Here is a 16,958-nt window from a genome sequence, read left to right on the forward strand (position 1 = left end):
TTATCAGTAATAATGAAATGTTGCTCTTGCTCATTCGGGCTATCAGGATGAGAAAATCTATCTTCATATCCTGGTGCTGCTAACTGTTTTAATTGATTAAACGCTTTTGCTATGTTGCCGCGAATTTCCTCCGGGTTCATTGCATCGGTATTATTCACAGGATGGCACAGTTGATAGAGACAATCCAATGCTTCAGCATGATGGGTACAACAGAAAAAGTCCTTTATTATCTCCCATAGACTCATCGATGGTGGTGTTGTGTTTTTCGCTATATTTGCGATGACTGAGTGACTAATCTCAGTAGAAAACAGAGGGTTTCCAACCCTAATTTCCATCTTCAATCCCCTTTTATTTATTCGATGTATTACATACCAAAGACAGAGAAAATGCTTTCGGGTTAACACCTTGTTTAGTGAAGAATAAGAGGAGCAGGGAAAGGGGATGTGCGGTGAAAACCGGGCTAGGCCGCTATTCACCGCAGTCCGGGGTTAACTACGTAAATCAACCTGTTGGTTATCAATCAGGCGTGCTTTACCCAGCCAGGCGGCCAGCAGGATAACGGCTTGTTTACTGTCGACGGTCAATGGTTGCAAGGTGTGGGCATCGCGGATAAACAGTTCATCCGGGGTAAAACCGGCATGACGTAATTGCTCTGCGGTGTCAGCCAGCAAATCATCAATCTGCCTTTCACCCAAGATCAGTTTCTCGGCCAGAGCTTGCATTATCTTATTGAGCTGCGGGGCGATTTTTCGCTCTTCAGCCGTCAGATAGCCATTGCGGGAACTCAGTGCCAGACCATCTTTCGCCCGCACAATCGGCACCCCGATAATATTGATGTCATAGCCCATATCCGCCACCATTTTACGGATCAGTGCCAGTTGCTGATAATCTTTTTCACCAAAACAGGCAACATCTGGTTGCACCAGATTGAACAGTTTGCTGACGATAGTGGATACACCACGGAAATGACCAGGGCGACTGGCACCTTCTAAAATAGTAGACAGGGCAGGGACGTCGACATAGGTCTGGCTTTCCAGACCGGCTGGATAGACATCGACTGCCGCAGGGGCGAATACCAGATCCACACCGTGACGGGTCAACTTCTCGCAATCTTCCTGCAAAGTGCGTGGGTAGCGAGCTAAATCATCCGGGCGTTCAAATTGCAGCGGATTGACAAAAATACTCACGACCACCACATCGGCACGGGTTTTGGCATCTTCCACTAATGTCATATGCCCTTCATGCAGGTTACCCATGGTTGGTACCAGTGCAACTCGCTTTCCTTCCTGACGCCAACGGCGAATTTGCTGGCGCAATAGCGGCAGGGTTTCAATAATCAGCATTCTTTTCTCCGATACCGGTCATCTTTCAAATTGCAGGTGGTGGTTACTCGACCCATTCATGGGCCTCGCCTCTGCTTGCCGCCTTCCTGCATCTTGAAATCTATTGGGTATAAATAGGATGTAATAGCAGCGTATTATCAGCACAATTTACTGGAATGTATGTTCTTCCGCCGGATATAGGCCACTTTCAACTTCCTGAATATACAGCTTAATGGCGGCGCGAATATCACCGGCACTTTGTGCCAGGAAATTCTTACTGAATTTAGGGGTATGACCGCCAGTAATGCCCAGCGCATCGTGCATAACCAGTATCTGCCCGTCAGTGACATTACCAGCACCAATACCAATCACCGGAATAGCCAGCTCTTCGCTAACCCGTTTTGCCAGTTCTACTGGCACGCATTCCAGTACCAATAATTGCGCCCCCGCGAGTTCAAGTGCCAGTGCATCTTTCAGTAGCTGATTCGCTGCTACTTCTTCGCGGCCTTGTACTTTGTAGCCACCGAAGATATTAACTGACTGCGGGGTTAATCCCAGATGTCCGCATACCGGAACGGCACGTTCAGCGAGCATGCGCACGGTATCACATAACCAGCTACCGCCTTCCAGTTTGACCATATTGGCCCCGGCGCGCATCAACTCTGCGGCATTAGTAAATGTTTGCTCTGGTGTGGCATAACTCATGAAGGGCATATCGGCCAATAATAGGCAATGAGGCGCACCTCGGCGCACCGCACGGGTGTGATAAGCCACATCCGCGGTGGTGACTGGCAGAGTCGAGTCGAAGCCTTGTAACGTCATACCGAGCGAATCACCCACCAGCAGTACCTCAATACCTTGCTCGACAAACAACTGGGCAAAACTGGCATCATAGGCTGTCAGTGTGGCGAACTTACGCTTTTCTTGTTTCCATTGACGCAAGTGGCTCATGGTGGTGGCTTTCATCACTCTTTTCTCCTGAGACAAGGGGTTAAGATGGAGGGGATATCAGATAGGGATGCTATATGTTGAATTTGGCAAGTATGAGTTACCAAGGCACCAGACCGTTTTTATCCACCCATTTAAGACGTTCTGATAATGTTTCGCCATCGGGGAAAATCAGGTCAGGTGCGATATCAGCCAGCGGATAGAGCATAAACTCGCGCTCTTTCAAACCATAGTGCGGCACAGTCAGGCGATCGGTTGTTATCACCTGTGAGCCATACAGCATGATATCCAGGTCCAGCGTTCGTGGCCCCCAGCGTTGTTCTTTCCTTACCCGGCCCTGATTGCGTTCAATAGCTTGAGTGTGGTCCAGCAGTTGCTCGGGTGGTAGTGAGGTATCTAACGCTACCACGGCATTAAGAAAATCTGGCTGATCTTGTGGGCCTAACGGTTTGGTGCGATAAAATGGCGAACATGCAACTAACCGGGTGCGTGGTAGATGCTCCAACGCTTCCAGGGCGGTTTTAACCTGTTGCAGTGGCATGGCCTGATTGCTGCCTAACGCGATATAGACCCGGATCATGATGCGAATTATGCCCCTTCTTTACGTGGTGCTGGCTTACGTGGGCGGCGGGGACGAGAGCGTCGTGGTGCCGGATCAGCCCCTAACGTATTCAGCATGGTTTTCTGCTGAAGCGGTGTGGCTTCCTGGAACTCCCCCCACCATTGTGTCAAACGCTGCAACTCATGGTTATTTTCCACTTCAGCCCGCAGCGCTAACAGATCATAAGCAGCACGGAATTTCGGATGTTCCATCAACTTGTGCGCACGTTTACCCTGACGGCGAGACAGGCGCAGTTGCAGCAGCCAGATATCCCGTACCAGTGAGGTAATACGTTTTGGAACGGCCAACGAACGGCACTCTTCATCCAGCACATCATTCATTGCCAGCGCAAAGGCATCGTAATACGCCAAACCGCTTTCCTGCGTCAGTTTTTGCGCATGTTCAATCAACGGATACCAAAGCATAGCCGCAAATAAGAACGCTGGGTTGACGCGTTGATCATTATGCAAACGATGGTCAGTATTTTTTAGTACCTGAACCAGGATGCGCTCCATCGGAGAGTCATGCTGCTCAGTGAAATTGCGTGCAATCAATGGGAATAATGGTTGGAACAACTGATATTCACACAGTTTTAAATAGGTTTTATAACCATAACCCGATTGCAACAGTTTGAGTGATTCTTCAAACAGGCGCGCTGGCGGGATCTCGTGCAGTAATGAGGCCAGACGTGGGATCGGCTCAGCGGTTTCCGGGCTGATCGTCATATCCAATTTGGCGGCAAAACGCACTGCACGCAGCATGCGCACGGGATCTTCACGGTAACGAGTTTCAGGATCACCAATCAGCCGGATAATGCCCTCTTTCAGATCACGCAAGCCACCGGTGTAATCACGCAGGGCAAAATCAGAAATACCGTAGTAGAGGCTGTTAATGGTGAAATCACGGCGCTGAGCATCATCTTCGATGGTGCCAAAAATATTGTCACGCAGCAGCATGCCATTTTGCGCTTGCTGGGAAGAGTTCTTGTCGCTATCTTCCGCCGGTTGTTGCTCATGGTGGCCACGGAAAGTGGCAACTTCAATGATCTCAGGGCCAAACATGACATGGGCCAGGCGAAAACGGCGACCAACCAGACGACAGTTACGGAATAATTTCCGCACTTGTTCTGGTGTCGCGCTGGTGGTGATATCAAAATCTTTCGGTTTTTTGCCCAGTAACAGGTCGCGGACGCCGCCGCCAACCAGATAGGCTTCATAGCCTGATTTATTCAGGCGATAGAGAACCTTCAGCGCATTATCGCTGATCTCTCTACGGGAAATATTGTGCTGATCTCGCGGAATAATCGTCATCGCACTCTGTTGTGAAGCAGGCACCGCATGATTCTTGCGGCCAGTATTTGTTCTGGCAGGCCTTTTCTCTTTGCGGGCCACGTTATCTTCACCGGGCACTTTATCTTTACGGGCACTACCATCACGGGCCGTATCATCACGGACAGCTTTGTTATCGCGTTCTGATTTATCATCGCGAATCAGTACCTTACGGCAGAAATTGGCTACTCGGGTAAAAATGGTACACCTCGATAGTGGCTAATAAATAACAGAACTACAGAAAAACAGCGGCTAATCATAGCTCACCGTGCTTACTTTGAGAATGCCGTTGTGTTTTCAGTGACTGCTATTGCCCCGTGAAGCGGAATTGCTGCCAACGTCCAATTTTCGACTGCAAAACGTAATAATAACGGTAAATCAAGATCTTGCCAGCATTCTGGCAGCGGTTGATGTAAAAACTTCAATGCATCAACCAAAATCGGGCGCGGATCGCCATCCGGTAGAGGTGTTGCATGGTTTTGCTTGGATAACTTATTACCGTCATGATTCAGTGCCAATGGCAAGTGCAAATAGCTCGGAGCGGGCTGCTGTAACTGTTGGTAGAGGGCTATTTGGCGCACGGTAGGTTCAATCAAATCAGCCCCACGCACAATTTCTGTCACGCCTTGAAAAGCATCATCAACCACCACAGCTAAATTATAAGCAAATAAGCCATCTCTGCGGCGGATAATAAAATCCTCTTGTGCCAGCGCAGATTCAACATGCAACTCACCCAGTAATTTATCATAAAAGGCATAAATCGGCTGTGTCTGTCGCAAACGAATGGCGGCACTATCAGCAGGTAAATGGCGGTCACGGCAATAACCGTCGTAGAATCCCCCTAGCTGTTGAATGCGGCTGCGTGTACACGTGCAGTAATAACTCAGGCCCTGCTGTTTCAACCAGTCTAATGTGGCGCGATAGGCTTCATGACGCTGGGACTGATAGATAACCTGACTGTCCCAATGGAGGCCATAGTGATCTAATGCCGCCAGGATACGGGAAGCAGCTCCGGGAATTTCTCGGGGGGGGTCAATATCTTCAATGCGAACTAGCCAGTTCCCGCGTTGAGCACGGGCTTGCAGGTAACTCCCGAGTGCGGCAATCAGTGAACCAAAATGTAAATCACCAGACGGGGATGGGGCAAAACGGCCCACGTACTTATGTTGCTGAACATAGTGTTGCTGAACATAATGTTGCAGCACACTGGGCTGTTGAGTACTGATATCTTCGGACATAAAAAGGGAAGGGAATTCCGCTTAATAGATACGGTGCCGGAGGTGACTCTGGCACCGTGTTATACCCTTCATATTTGGAGTTGTAGGGTTGTTAGCTACGCCTCTCGCCCGAATTACTTGTTTGTTAGCGCATCGGGATTCGTTCGCTTGCTGCCTATCTACAACGCCAATTTCATTGGGTATGCAGTTAGCCTGCCATCTGCTTTTCGCGGATTTCGGCCAGGGTTTTACAGTCAATGCACAAATCTGCAGTTGGCCGTGCTTCCAGACGACGGATACCAATTTCTACGCCACAAGACTCGCAGAAACCGAAATCGTCATCCTCGACTTTTTTCAGCGTTTTTTCGATCTTTTTAATCAGTTTACGCTCGCGGTCGCGGTTACGAAGTTCAAGACTAAACTCTTCTTCCTGCGCAGCGCGGTCTACCGGATCAGGGAAATTAGCGGCTTCGTCTTGCATGTGCGATACAGTACGATCCACTTCATCCCTGAGCTGGTTGCGCCATGCTTCAAGAATCAGCTTGAAATGCGACAGCTGGGCGGCATTCATATACTCTTCGCCTGGCTTCTCTTGGTACGGTTCTACCCCAGCGATGGCGAGAATGCTCAAGGACGAGGTTTTACGTTTTTGCCCTTCTTGCATGATGCTTCTCCTACATTCATACGCACTATCGAAATCCCCAATACGGGGAAAAATCAGGCCGCTATAAATACCAGAAGGAAGGTAGGTTAGCAATTATTCCTGTCGCCTGCTTGACAATGGTGTGAAGGAAGGCGTATTTGGCGAACAACTTTCTCCAATAATCGCTTCTTTATTCAGCGCTTGTTGGTGAGAGCGTTTCGGCCAGTAATAACGGTAAGCGGGCGTCCAGCGCAATACCGTCAGGCGATAGTTGAAAACCGTAGCAAATAACCTCCACTCCTGCTTGCTGAGCCTGGGCCAGCAATTCTGCATAGCGATTGTCAATGTGTCGGGCCGCAGCGACTTGCCTGATGCCCGTATGCAATACGGCAAAAAAAAGTACCGCCCGGTGACCGTCGGCAACCATGCTTTGTAACTCCCTGAGATGCTTCTGACCCCGTAGGGTGACGGCATCCGGGAAATACCCACACTGTTGCTGTAATAAGGTAACCGACTTGACTTCAATATAGCAGTTAGACCTATTTTCTGCCTGCAATAACAAGTCTATACGGCTGTTCTCGTCTCCATATTTAATCTCTCTTTTGACAGAAGTGTAACCAGATAATTCAACAATATGGTTTTTATCTATCGCAGAGCTAACTAACTCATTGGCCCGTAAGGTATTTACGCAAATCCAATCACCACTTTGGGTGTGCGTTAACTCCCAACTGTGGGGATACTTACGTTTCGGGTTATCTGAGGTCGAATACCAAACTGTATCTCCGGGCGTCGCGCAACCCGTCATTGCCCCGGTATTAGCGCAATGAATAGTTAATGATTCTCCAGCGGGTGTCACAATATCAGCTAAAAAGCGTTTATACCGCAGGATAAGTGTGGCGGGCTGTAACCGTGGGTTAAAAGATAACAATTGAGGGTTAGACGTCATCAAATTTCCTTTCGCCGCTAGCCAGCGGCCAGCTTTGTATCAGGGTATAGCGGGTGCGACCGCGCACCAATACTGACTCATACAGTGAGAAGTGGTCTACGCACAAGCGTTGATTATTGGTTTTGGCCGGTATAACTACCGGGCGGGTAGCGCCACGCAACAAGGTCACATGGGGGTGGAATGGCAGTGATGTTTGGGCGCAACCACTGCGCGCAGCCTGAGATCGCAGCAACTGCGCCAACTGCAACAGGCCCCGGGGCGGATTTTTACAGCCAAGCCATATCACGCCCGAACCAGGCCAATGGCCGACATCATCTAAGGTTACGCTGAAGCCAGCCTGGCTGATACGCCCGGCTTGCTGCTGCAATACCTGTGCTTTAGCGGCACTTATATCGCCAAGAAATGCCAGTGTCAGGTGCATATTAGCGGCCTCGATAGGGCGACCGGCCTCTGGTGGGAAGCTCGCCGCCCGCCATTGCATAATATCCTGCTGCATGGTTTCAGGCAGTGTCAGGGCAAAGAACATGCGACGGAGACTTGTTTTAGTTTTATCAACGGTATCTATCATCTGGTTGGCATAATCACTCGGCTAAATACGCTCTACGGCCATGATGTTACAATGACTGACGATGAAAGTAGAGCATGGAGACAAATGTGGTGGTGAACCAGAAAGAGCGTGATGCGACAGTGACTGCTTTACCGGTAAGTGAAGTGCTCAGCGAGATACTCTCTGCGTTGCAAACCTCATCGCAAGTCTTACTCCATGCCCCGACCGGCGCGGGAAAATCGACCTGGTTACCGCTGCAAATCCTGCAATACAGTGGGTTGCCGGGGCGGATTATCATGTTGGAACCACGGCGGCTGGCGGCGAAAAATGTGGCTTACCGCCTGGCGCAACAACTGGGGGAACAACCCGGCCAGACGGTAGGCTATCGGATGCGTGCTGAAAGCAAAAGCGGGCCAGATACGCGTTTGGAAGTGGTAACCGAAGGCATTTTGACGCGCATGCTCCAGCAGGATGCTGAGCTAACGGGCGTCTCGCTGGTGATCCTCGATGAATTCCATGAACGTAGTTTGCAAGCTGATTTAGCGCTGGCGCTATTGCTGGATGTACAGCAGGGGCTGCGCGATGACCTGAAACTGTTAATCATGTCCGCGACTCTGGACAACCAGCGCCTTTCCTCGCTACTTCCTTGCGCGCCAGCCATTGTCTCGGCAGGGCGCAGCTTTCCCGTCGATCGCTGCTATCAGCCGCTATCAAGCCATGAGCGGATTGAAGATGGGGTTGCCAGTCGGGTTAAGCGTTTATTAAATGAGCAAACCGGTTCTTTATTGCTATTTTTACCCGGTGTCGGTGAAATCCATCGCGTGATGGAGCGCTTGCACGGTGCAGTAGCCAACGACACAGATCTTTGCCCGCTGTATGGTGCGCTGCCGCTCAGTGAACAGCAGAAAGCGATTCAACCGGCTCTCGCCGGACGGCGCAAAGTGGTGCTGGCGACTAATATTGCCGAAACCAGTTTGACCATTGAAGGCATCCGGCTGGTGGTGGACAGTGGCTTGGAACGGGTAGCGTGTTTTGATGTTAAAAATGGCCTGACCCGATTAGTCACTCAGCGTATCAGTCAGGCCTCAATGATTCAGCGTGCCGGGCGTGCCGGGCGGCTGGAACCGGGTATCTGCTGGCATTTGTTTGCTAAAGAGCAAGCCGAGCGAGCAGCGGAATACAGTGAGCCGGAAATCCTCAACAGCGATCTATGCAGCTTATGGTTGGAACTGCTGAATTGGGGCTGTCAGGATGTGGCACAACTGAGCTGGCTGGATCAACCGCCGCAGGCGGCACTCACTGTCGCGCGCGAGTTATTGATGCGACTCGGGGCCATCGACACCCATGGCCACCTTAGTGCTACGGGGCGCAGTATGGCGAGTTTAGGTTGTGAACCGCGTTTGGCGGCCATGTTGTGCTTTGCCGCAGAGCAAAGCCCCGATGCGTTGGCAACGGCGGCATTGCTGGCCGCCATTTTGGAAGAGCCACCCCGTTCTGGTCAGATTGATTTACACGATTGGCTTAGTCGGCCGCAACCTCACTGGCAGCGCCGGGCACGGCAATTGACGCAAAGAGTCAACCGCCGTTCAGGCAACGTGGACAGTAATCTCGCCGGTCAATTACTGGCACTGGCTTACCCTGATCGCATCGCGCAGCAGAGAGGGCTGGATGGTCGCTACCTGTTGGCTAACGGTATGGGGGCTGCAATGGCTCAGGATGAGGCGCTGTCACGTACCCCCTGGCTGGTGGCCGCCAACTTATTACAAAGCAACAGCGGGCCGGATGCGCGTATTTTGCTGGCATTGCCGATTGATGTTGAACAACTAGTAAAACAATTACCCCGGTTAGTCGACGAGCGGACGGTGGTGGAATGGGATGAAGAAAAGGGTACGCTGCGGGCCTGGCGACGCTGGCAAATCGGGCGTTTGACCTTACGGGCGCAACCGTTAGCCAAGCCGAGCGATGAGGCATTGCAATCGGCATTACTTAACTGGATACGCGAGCAAGGGTTGCAGGTACTCAATTGGGATGAGCATGCCGAGCAGTTACGCATTCGATTACAATTTGCTGCCCGCTGGCTACCTGAGGAGCCTTGGCCTGCGATGGATGATGACAGTTTGCTGAGCAAACTTGAGCTGTGGTTACAGCCGTCGCTGTCCGGCGTGCGGGCTTTCCGCGGATTGCGGCAAGTGAATATTAGCGAGGCATTAACCCGCTTGTTGAGCTGGCAGTTACGTCAACGGCTGGATACTGAGCTGCCAACTCATTACACTGTGCCCACGGGGAGCCGCCTGCCAATCCGTTATTATGTCGAGCGGCCACCGGTACTGGCGGTGCGTTTGCAGGAGGTCTTTGGCGAACAACACAGCCCGATGCTGGCCTGCGGGCGGGTGGCGGTGGTGTTAGAACTGCTCTCCCCGGCACATCGGCCATTACAGATTACGGGTGATCTAGCCGCTTTCTGGCAAGGCGCATATCGGGAGGTACAAAAAGAGATGAAAGGGCGTTATCCCAAACATGTCTGGCCGGATGATCCCGCGAACACCCGCCCGACTCGCCGGACTAAAAACTACCAAGATAAATAAGATCACATGGCCAACAGCCAATAATTTCAGATGTTTCCCCTTTCTATCCGACAAATTGGGGAATATATGATACCCAAAGTAATTCGAGTTGCAGGAAGGCGGCAAGCGAGTGAGTCCCGATGAGCTTACATAAGTAAGTGATTCGGGTGATTGAACGCAGCCAACGCGCATGCAGCTTGAAGTATGACGGGTATAAGCCGCAATAATCGCCAATGCGCGTGGAGAGAAATACATGTCTGGGGATGACCGCGAGCCAATAGGGCGCAAGGGCAAGAAAGCCCTACCCAAAGCCACATCGAAACGGCCACTGCGCCGGCGGCGTGATGAAGATGAGTTCGAAGAAGAAGACTATTTAGATGACGAAGAGCACGACGATGATGACTACGATGACGAGGAAGAGCCGATGCCAAGAAAGGTAGCATCACGTCCGCCCCGTAAAAAACGCCGCTGGCTCGGCTTATTTATAAAACTGTTTTTAGTCGGTGCCGTGGTGCTGGCTATTTATGGGGTTTACCTCGATTCGCAAATTCGCAGCCGCATCGATGGCAAAGTTTGGCAACTGCCAGCCGCTGTGTATGGCCGCATGGTTAACCTTGAACCGGGGATGTCCTACAGCAAAAAAGAGATGGTCGATTTGCTGGAAGGGATGCAATACCGGCAGGTTACCCGTATGACCCGTCCAGGTGAATTCACGGTTCAGGGCGATAGTATTGATATCTTGCGCCGCCCATTTGATTTCCCTGATGCGAAAGAGGGCCAGATCCGCGCGCGTTTGGTGTTTAAAAACGATCGTCTGGCCCAGATCCAAAATCTGGATAATCAGCGTGATTTCGGTTTCCTGCGCCTTGATCCTAAGTTGATTACCATGCTGCAATCACCTAACGGTGAACAGCGTCTGTTTGTGCCGCGTGCCGGTTTCCCTGATTTGTTAGTCGATACTTTGCTGGCAACCGAAGACCGCCATTTCTATGAGCACGATGGCATCAGCCCGTACTCCATTGGCCGCGCAGTAGTCGCTAACCTGACTGCCGGTAAAGCGGTGCAGGGCGGCAGTACCCTGACGCAGCAATTGGTGAAAAACCTGTTCCTGACCAACGAGCGTTCACTGTGGCGCAAACTTAACGAAGCCTATATGGCTCTGTTGGTGGATTACCGTTACAGCAAAGATCGGATTCTGGAACTGTATCTGAACGAAGTGTATCTCGGTCAAAGTGGTAGTGATCAGATTCGTGGTTTCCCGCTGGCAAGCCTGTATTACTTTGGTCGCCCGGTAAATGAACTGAGCCTTGATCAGCAAGCGATGCTGGTGGGTATGGTGAAGGGGGCGTCGCTGTATAACCCATGGCGTAACCCAACGCTGGCACTTGAACGTCGCAATCTGGTGTTGCGCCTGTTACAGAATCAAGGTGTGATTGACGCAGAGCTTTACACCATGCTTAGTGCCCGCCCGCTGGGGGTACAGCCCAAAGGCGGTGTTATTACTCCCCAGCCAGCCTTTATGCAGATGGTGCGTCAGGAACTGCAACAGAAACTGGGTGACAAGATTAACGATCTGTCTGGTGTGAAGATCTTCACCACACTGGATCCGGTTTCACAAGATGCAGCAGAAAAAGCCATTGAAGACGGCATTCCGGCGCTGAAAGCCGCTCGTCATTTGGATGATCTGGAAGCGGCGATGGTGATTGTTGACCGCTTCAGTGGTGAAGTTCGTGCCATGGTGGGCGGCGCACAGCCGCAGTATGCAGGCTTTAACCGTGCAATGCAGGCTCGTCGTTTAGTCGGTTCTCTTGCCAAACCACCCACTTATCTGACGGCATTGAGTGAGCCAGATAAATACCGCCTTAACACTTGGTTATCTGATCAACCGTTGTCGATCAAATTACCAAACGGTTCATCATGGCAGCCAAAAAACTATGATCGCCAGTTCCGTGGTCAGGTGATGTTGCTTGATGGGCTGGCTAACTCGCTGAACGTGCCGACGGTGAATCTGGGAATGTCGGTTGGGTTGGATCAAATCAGTGCGATGTTGCAGCGATTAGGGATCCCGAAAGCTGCTATTACTCCAGTTCCGGCCATGTTACTGGGGGCGATTGACCTGACTCCGGTTGAAGTAGCACAGGAGTATCAGACTATCGCCAGTGGCGGTAACCGTGCACCGTTATCGGCGGTGCGTTCGGTTATTGCCGAAGATGGCACCGTGCTGTATCAGAGCTTCCCACAGGCGGAACGCATGGTACCTGCTCAGGCGGCCTATTTGACACTTTATGCGATGCAACAAGGGGTGGCCCGTGGTACCTCTCGTTCGCTGTCAGTGAAATTCTCCAAATACACACTGGCGGCCAAAACCGGTACTACCAACGACCTGCGTGATAGCTGGTTTGCCGGTATTGATGGTAAGGAAGTGGCGATTGCCTGGGTTGGTCGTGACAATAACGGCCCGGCAAAACTGACCGGAGCCAATGGTGCGTTAACCTTGTATCGCCGCTATCTGGAGAACCAGACTCCACTGCCGTTGGTGTTGCAACCACCGGAAGGGATTAGCGAGATGAGCATTGATTCGGCGGGTAACTTTGTCTGTGGTGAGACTGGTGGTATGCGCACCATTCCTGTCTGGACTGAGAATCCGCAAGGGTTGTGTAAGGCGGCCCAGCCCGCTTCGCAACCACAAGCCGAAGGCGACGGTGTTGCCGGTTGGATAAAAGATATGTTCGGCCAGTAACAGTTAACCCACTGGCACGGTTATCGCGACCGTGCCAGTCTATTCATGCTCCACAGCTCCACTGTTTTGCCCCCGCACCTTATCCTCTCATTTCTTACTACTCAATCGACTGGCTTAGCGCTTGCAGTTCGTCGCAGGTTACGCATAAACTACCTGCTTTGATAATTATTTCACTTTGATAATTATTATCGTTTCGATTCACTTTCTCGCTATTTTTCGATAACGTTCGGGTCGCAATAATTGTTAAACCCGTTAACTTTTAATCGCAGGGCACCATCTTGGACCAACAGGCAAGCCAATCCAGCACTTTTATCCTCCGTGAGCTGAGTTTTTCGGTTCCCGGCCGAACCTTATTACAGCCACTGTCACTGACATTCCCACAAGGCAAAGTCTGCGGACTTATCGGCCATAATGGTTCCGGTAAATCAACACTATTAAAAATGCTGGGTCGCCATCAGCCACCATCAAGTGGCGAAGCCTTACTCAATGATGTGCCATTAGCGCTGTGGGACAGCAAAGCGTTTGCCCGTGAAGTTGCTTATTTGCCACAACAGTTACCGGCGGCTGAAGGGATGACGGTACGCGAATTGGTGGCGATTGGCCGCTATCCGTGGCATGGCGCGTTAGGCCGTTTTCGTCAGGAAGACCGCCAACAAGTGGAAGAGGCAATTGCGCTGGTCGATTTAAAACCCTTGGCTAGCCGGTTGGTTGACAGCTTATCCGGTGGCGAACGGCAGCGTGCGTGGTTGGCCATGCTGGTGGCACAAAATAGCCGTTGCCTGTTGCTCGATGAACCGACTTCGGCACTGGACATTGCGCACCAGGTAGAGGTATTAGGGTTAATTCAACATCTCAGCCGTGAACGCGGATTGACGGTCATTGCTGTGTTGCATGATATCAATATGGCCGCCCGTTATTGCGACCACTTAGTGGCATTGCGTGGCGGGGAGATGATTGCACAAGGGCCGGCTGACAGCCTGATGCAGGGAGAGGTATTGGAGCAAATCTACGGTATCCCAATGGGGATATTACCGCATCCGGCCGGTGGTGCGCCGGTAAGCTTCGTGTACTAATGACAACACATTTATCCATGGTTGAATCTCATTGCGCGATGCCAGATCACTCTCGGCGCAGACTGCTTACCGCATTAGCATTATCGCCGTTACTGCTGTCATTGCCCAGTTGGGCGCAGAATAGCGGCAAGATTGATGTTAATCGAGTTGTCACGTTAGAGTGGTTACCCACTGAGTTACTGTTGGCATTGGGGGTTACACCTTATGGTGTGGCTGACACCCATAATTACCGACTATGGGTTGAAGATCCTGAATTGCCTGCCAGTGTTATTGATGTGGGGCAGCGTACTGAACCTAACCTGGAACTACTACAGCAAATGGCACCGTCGCTAATCCTGATGTCGCAAGGCTTTGGCCCTTCGCCGGAAAAACTCGCTCCTATCGCTCCCTCGATGAGTTTTGCCTTTAATGAAGAGGGCAGTTCACCGCTGGCAGTTGGCCGGAACTCATTGCGTACGCTGGGCCAACGGCTAGGGCTAGAAACGGTTGCGGAGCAGCATATTGCTGACTTTACCCACTTTATGCAGGTAGCTCGTCAACGTCTTTATCGCACCAGCCGGGCACCACTACTGATGTTTACTCTGTTGGACACTCGCCATGCGCTGGTCATCGGCAAAGGCAGCCTATTCCAAGATGTATTGGACCAATTGAAGATTGAAAATGCCTGGCAGGGGGAAACCAATCTCTGGGGTAGCTCGGTTGTGGGTATTGAACGTTTAGCGACCATAAAACAGGGGCGCGCCATCTGTTTCGATCATGGTAATCGTGAAATGTTACAACAGGTTGCTCGCACTCCGTTGTGGCAATCTATGTCGTTTGTGCGTCAAAACCAATTACGAATATTGCCGCCGGTATGGTTCTACGGCTCAACGTTGTCTGCCATGCGTTTTGTGCGTCTTTTGGAGCAGGCATGGGGTAATGCATCATGATGGCAACCCATCCACGCAAGAGCGGGTTACTGCCCATTGGATTACTTGGGCTGTTATTGATAATTGCTGTGGCACTGACTCTATATAATCTGCACCAATTATTACCCGTTTCATTATGGGCTGAAGCGTTATGGCGGCCAGACAACAATGAAGTTCGCCAGATGTTATTCCATTACAGCCAGTTACCGAGGTTGGTCGTCGCATTGCTCACCGGTGCTGGATTAGGGTTAGTCGGTGTTTTATTCCAGCAAGTATTGCGTAACCCATTGGCCGAACCCGCCACACTCGGTGTCGCGGCGGGTGCCCAACTTGGGCTGACAGTAGCTACCCTATGGATGCTACCCGGTGGCGAATTGACCCGCCAACTGGCAGCAATGGCCGGTGGTATGGTCATCGGTGCGTTAGTATTTGGTGTCGCCTGGGGAAAACGACTCTCGCCTGTCACTTTGATTCTGGCCGGCCTGGTTCTTGGTTTGTACTGTGGTGCAGTTAATGGTCTGTTGGCACTATTTAACTATGACCAGTTGCAGGGGCTGTTCTTATGGAGCAGTGGCGCACTGAATCAGCAGGATTGGAGTACGGTGCAATTTATTCTGCCACGCTTAGTGATTACCTGCATATTGGCAGCTTTACTGATACGCCCATTAACCTTATTGGGGCTAGATGATGGCATTGCCCGTAATCTAGGACTGGGGTTATCACTGGCGCGGTTGAGTGCGCTGGGCGTGGCAATTATTTTCAGTGCGATGTTAGTTAATGCAGTCGGAGTCATTGGGTTTATCGGTTTATTTGCGCCACTGTTGGCGAAAATTTTTGGTGCGCGGCGGTTATCTCAGCGCTTGATACTGGCACCGGTAGTCGGGGCGTTACTGCTCTGGGTTACCGATCAGAGCATCATCTGGCTGACGCAAGTCTGGCGGGAGATTCCTACCGGTGCGGCGACCGCCTTGATTGGTGCGCCACTACTGTTGTGGCTACTGCCACGTTTACACAGTGCGACCGCACCCAATATGGATTTTGGCGATAATGTTCCTGCTGAACGACAGCATTTAGGATTATGGATAAGTGTTGGTTTGCTGTTACTGCTGGCTGGGTTGACGGTAGCGCTTATGCTCGGCCGCGACAATCAGGGCTGGAGCTGGATTACCGGTGATGAACTTCAGGCAGTGTTACATTGGCGCTGGCCACGTGTGCTCGCGGCATTATCGGCCGGTATGATGCTGGCGGTGGCGGGGACCTTAATCCAAAAACTGACGGGTAACCCAATGGCTAGCCCCGAAGTTCTGGGTATCAGCTCTGGTGCTTCTTTCGGCGTGGTGGTCATGATGTTTATCGTGCCAGGTAATGCGTTGCTATGGTTGCTACCCGCCGGGAGCTTAGGGGCTGCGGCCACGTTATTGTTGATTCTGGTGGTTGCTGGTCGTGGCGGGTTCTCTCCCGGCAGAATGCTATTAGCAGGGATTGCACTGAGCACCGCCTTTACCACGGTAATCACGATGTTACTGGCCAGTGGCGACCCACGTATGCGCGGCTTGCTGGCGTGGATTTCTGGCTCTACCTACTCGGTTAATGGAACACAGGCAGTAACAACCGGTTTAGTTGCTTTGGTGCTGATTGCATTAGCGCCACTGTGCCGCAGATGGTTAATGATTTTGCCATTGGGCAGTGTCACCGCCAGAGCACTGGGTATGGCGCTTGCACCTAGCCGGTTAGCCATTTTGTTATTGGCTGCCATCTTAACTGCCGCTGCTACCCTGACAGTTGGGCCTTTAAGTTTTGTCGGGCTGATGGCACCACATATGGCGCGTATGATGGGCTTTCGCCGAGCCATTCCACAACTGTTTATCGCGGCTATTTTAGGTGGACTGCTGATGGTATTTGCCGACTGGTGTGGCCGCATGCTGTTGTTCCCGAACCAAATCCCCGCAGGGTTGTTGGCAACATTTATTGGTGCTCCTTACTTTGTTTATTTATTGCGTAAACAAGGGCGGTAAGCATTTATTATGTCAATAATCTGCTTCGTTTGAATATGGACTCTGATCCGTAGTTAGATTTTTATCAAATATATCATCGAGCTATTAATTATGAGTCGATGATATG

The 16,958-nt window shown here is 51.4% G+C and carries 13 protein-coding genes and 1 pseudogene; 5 read left to right on the forward strand and 9 right to left on the reverse strand.

Going from position 1 to position 16,958, the window contains the following annotated elements:
• The 9 genes and pseudogenes from V1952_RS12810 to thpR form a co-directional block, all read right to left on the reverse strand.
• Positions 1-335, reverse strand: a pseudogene (locus V1952_RS12810) (hypothetical protein); the annotation flags it as partial.
• Positions 336-488: 153 nt separating this feature from the next.
• Positions 489-1,343 (reverse strand): pantoate--beta-alanine ligase, encoded by an 855-nt coding sequence (panC, locus tag V1952_RS12815; protein ID WP_372558033.1) that lies wholly within the window; start codon positions 1,341-1,343, stop codon positions 489-491.
• Positions 1,344-1,490: 147 nt separating this feature from the next.
• Positions 1,491-2,288 (reverse strand): 3-methyl-2-oxobutanoate hydroxymethyltransferase, encoded by a 798-nt coding sequence (panB, locus tag V1952_RS12820; protein WP_083160460.1) that lies wholly within the window; start codon positions 2,286-2,288, stop codon positions 1,491-1,493.
• 82 nt (positions 2,289-2,370) lie between these two features.
• Positions 2,371-2,850 (reverse strand): 2-amino-4-hydroxy-6-hydroxymethyldihydropteridine diphosphokinase, encoded by a 480-nt coding sequence (gene folK / locus V1952_RS12825; RefSeq protein WP_372558034.1) that lies wholly within the window; start codon positions 2,848-2,850, stop codon positions 2,371-2,373.
• Positions 2,851-2,858: 8 nt separating this feature from the next.
• A complete protein-coding gene (gene pcnB, locus V1952_RS12830; protein ID WP_372559821.1) occupies positions 2,859-4,181 on the reverse strand; it encodes a polynucleotide adenylyltransferase PcnB in 1,323 nt (440 codons plus the stop codon).
• A 290-nt stretch (positions 4,182-4,471) separates the two neighbouring features.
• Positions 4,472-5,437, reverse strand: a complete 966-nt coding sequence (gene gluQRS / locus V1952_RS12835; protein WP_372558035.1) for a tRNA glutamyl-Q(34) synthetase GluQRS — start codon at positions 5,435-5,437, stop codon at positions 4,472-4,474.
• A gap of 187 nt (positions 5,438-5,624) precedes the next feature.
• On the reverse strand, positions 5,625-6,080 hold the full coding sequence (gene dksA / locus V1952_RS12840; RefSeq protein ID WP_002209354.1) for an RNA polymerase-binding protein DksA: 456 nt from the start codon (positions 6,078-6,080) through the stop codon (positions 5,625-5,627).
• A gap of 169 nt (positions 6,081-6,249) precedes the next feature.
• A complete protein-coding gene (gene sfsA, locus V1952_RS12845; RefSeq protein WP_372558036.1) occupies positions 6,250-7,005 on the reverse strand; it encodes a DNA/RNA nuclease SfsA in 756 nt (251 codons plus the stop codon).
• A complete protein-coding gene (gene thpR / locus V1952_RS12850) occupies positions 6,995-7,573 on the reverse strand; it encodes an RNA 2',3'-cyclic phosphodiesterase (RefSeq protein ID WP_420074856.1) in 579 nt (192 codons plus the stop codon). The genes sfsA and thpR overlap by 11 nt, the downstream gene beginning before the upstream one ends.
• Before the next feature lie 74 nt (positions 7,574-7,647).
• On the opposite strand from thpR, the gene hrpB reads away from it, so the two are divergent.
• The 5 genes from hrpB to fhuB all read left to right on the forward strand — a co-directional run bounded on the left by hrpB (position 7,648) and on the right by fhuB (position 16,852).
• The gene (gene hrpB, locus V1952_RS12855) at positions 7,648-10,137 is read left to right on the forward strand and encodes an ATP-dependent helicase HrpB (RefSeq protein ID WP_420074857.1); all 2,490 of its coding nucleotides are present in this window, start codon (positions 7,648-7,650) and stop codon (positions 10,135-10,137) included.
• A gap of 232 nt (positions 10,138-10,369) precedes the next feature.
• Complete coding sequence (gene mrcB, locus V1952_RS12860) at positions 10,370-12,856, forward strand: bifunctional glycosyl transferase/transpeptidase (RefSeq protein WP_420074858.1); 2,487 nt, start codon at positions 10,370-10,372, stop codon at positions 12,854-12,856.
• Between the two features lie 278 nt (positions 12,857-13,134).
• Positions 13,135-13,929 (forward strand): Fe3+-hydroxamate ABC transporter ATP-binding protein FhuC, encoded by a 795-nt coding sequence (gene fhuC / locus V1952_RS12865; RefSeq protein WP_083160448.1) that lies wholly within the window; start codon positions 13,135-13,137, stop codon positions 13,927-13,929.
• Between the two features lie 38 nt (positions 13,930-13,967).
• Positions 13,968-14,858 carry a Fe(3+)-hydroxamate ABC transporter substrate-binding protein FhuD gene (gene fhuD / locus V1952_RS12870; RefSeq protein WP_420074860.1) on the forward strand — a complete coding sequence of 297 codons (891 nt, stop codon included), beginning with the start codon at positions 13,968-13,970 and terminating at the stop codon, positions 14,856-14,858.
• Positions 14,855-16,852, forward strand: a complete 1,998-nt coding sequence (fhuB, locus tag V1952_RS12875; RefSeq protein ID WP_420074859.1) for a Fe(3+)-hydroxamate ABC transporter permease FhuB — start codon at positions 14,855-14,857, stop codon at positions 16,850-16,852. The genes fhuD and fhuB overlap by 4 nt, the downstream gene beginning before the upstream one ends.
• Positions 16,853-16,958 lie beyond the last annotated feature (106 nt).

The sequence above is a fragment of the Yersinia sp. 2542 StPb PI genome (genome assembly GCF_048593855.1).
Taxonomy (GTDB): domain Bacteria; phylum Pseudomonadota; class Gammaproteobacteria; order Enterobacterales; family Enterobacteriaceae; genus Yersinia; species Yersinia enterocolitica_E.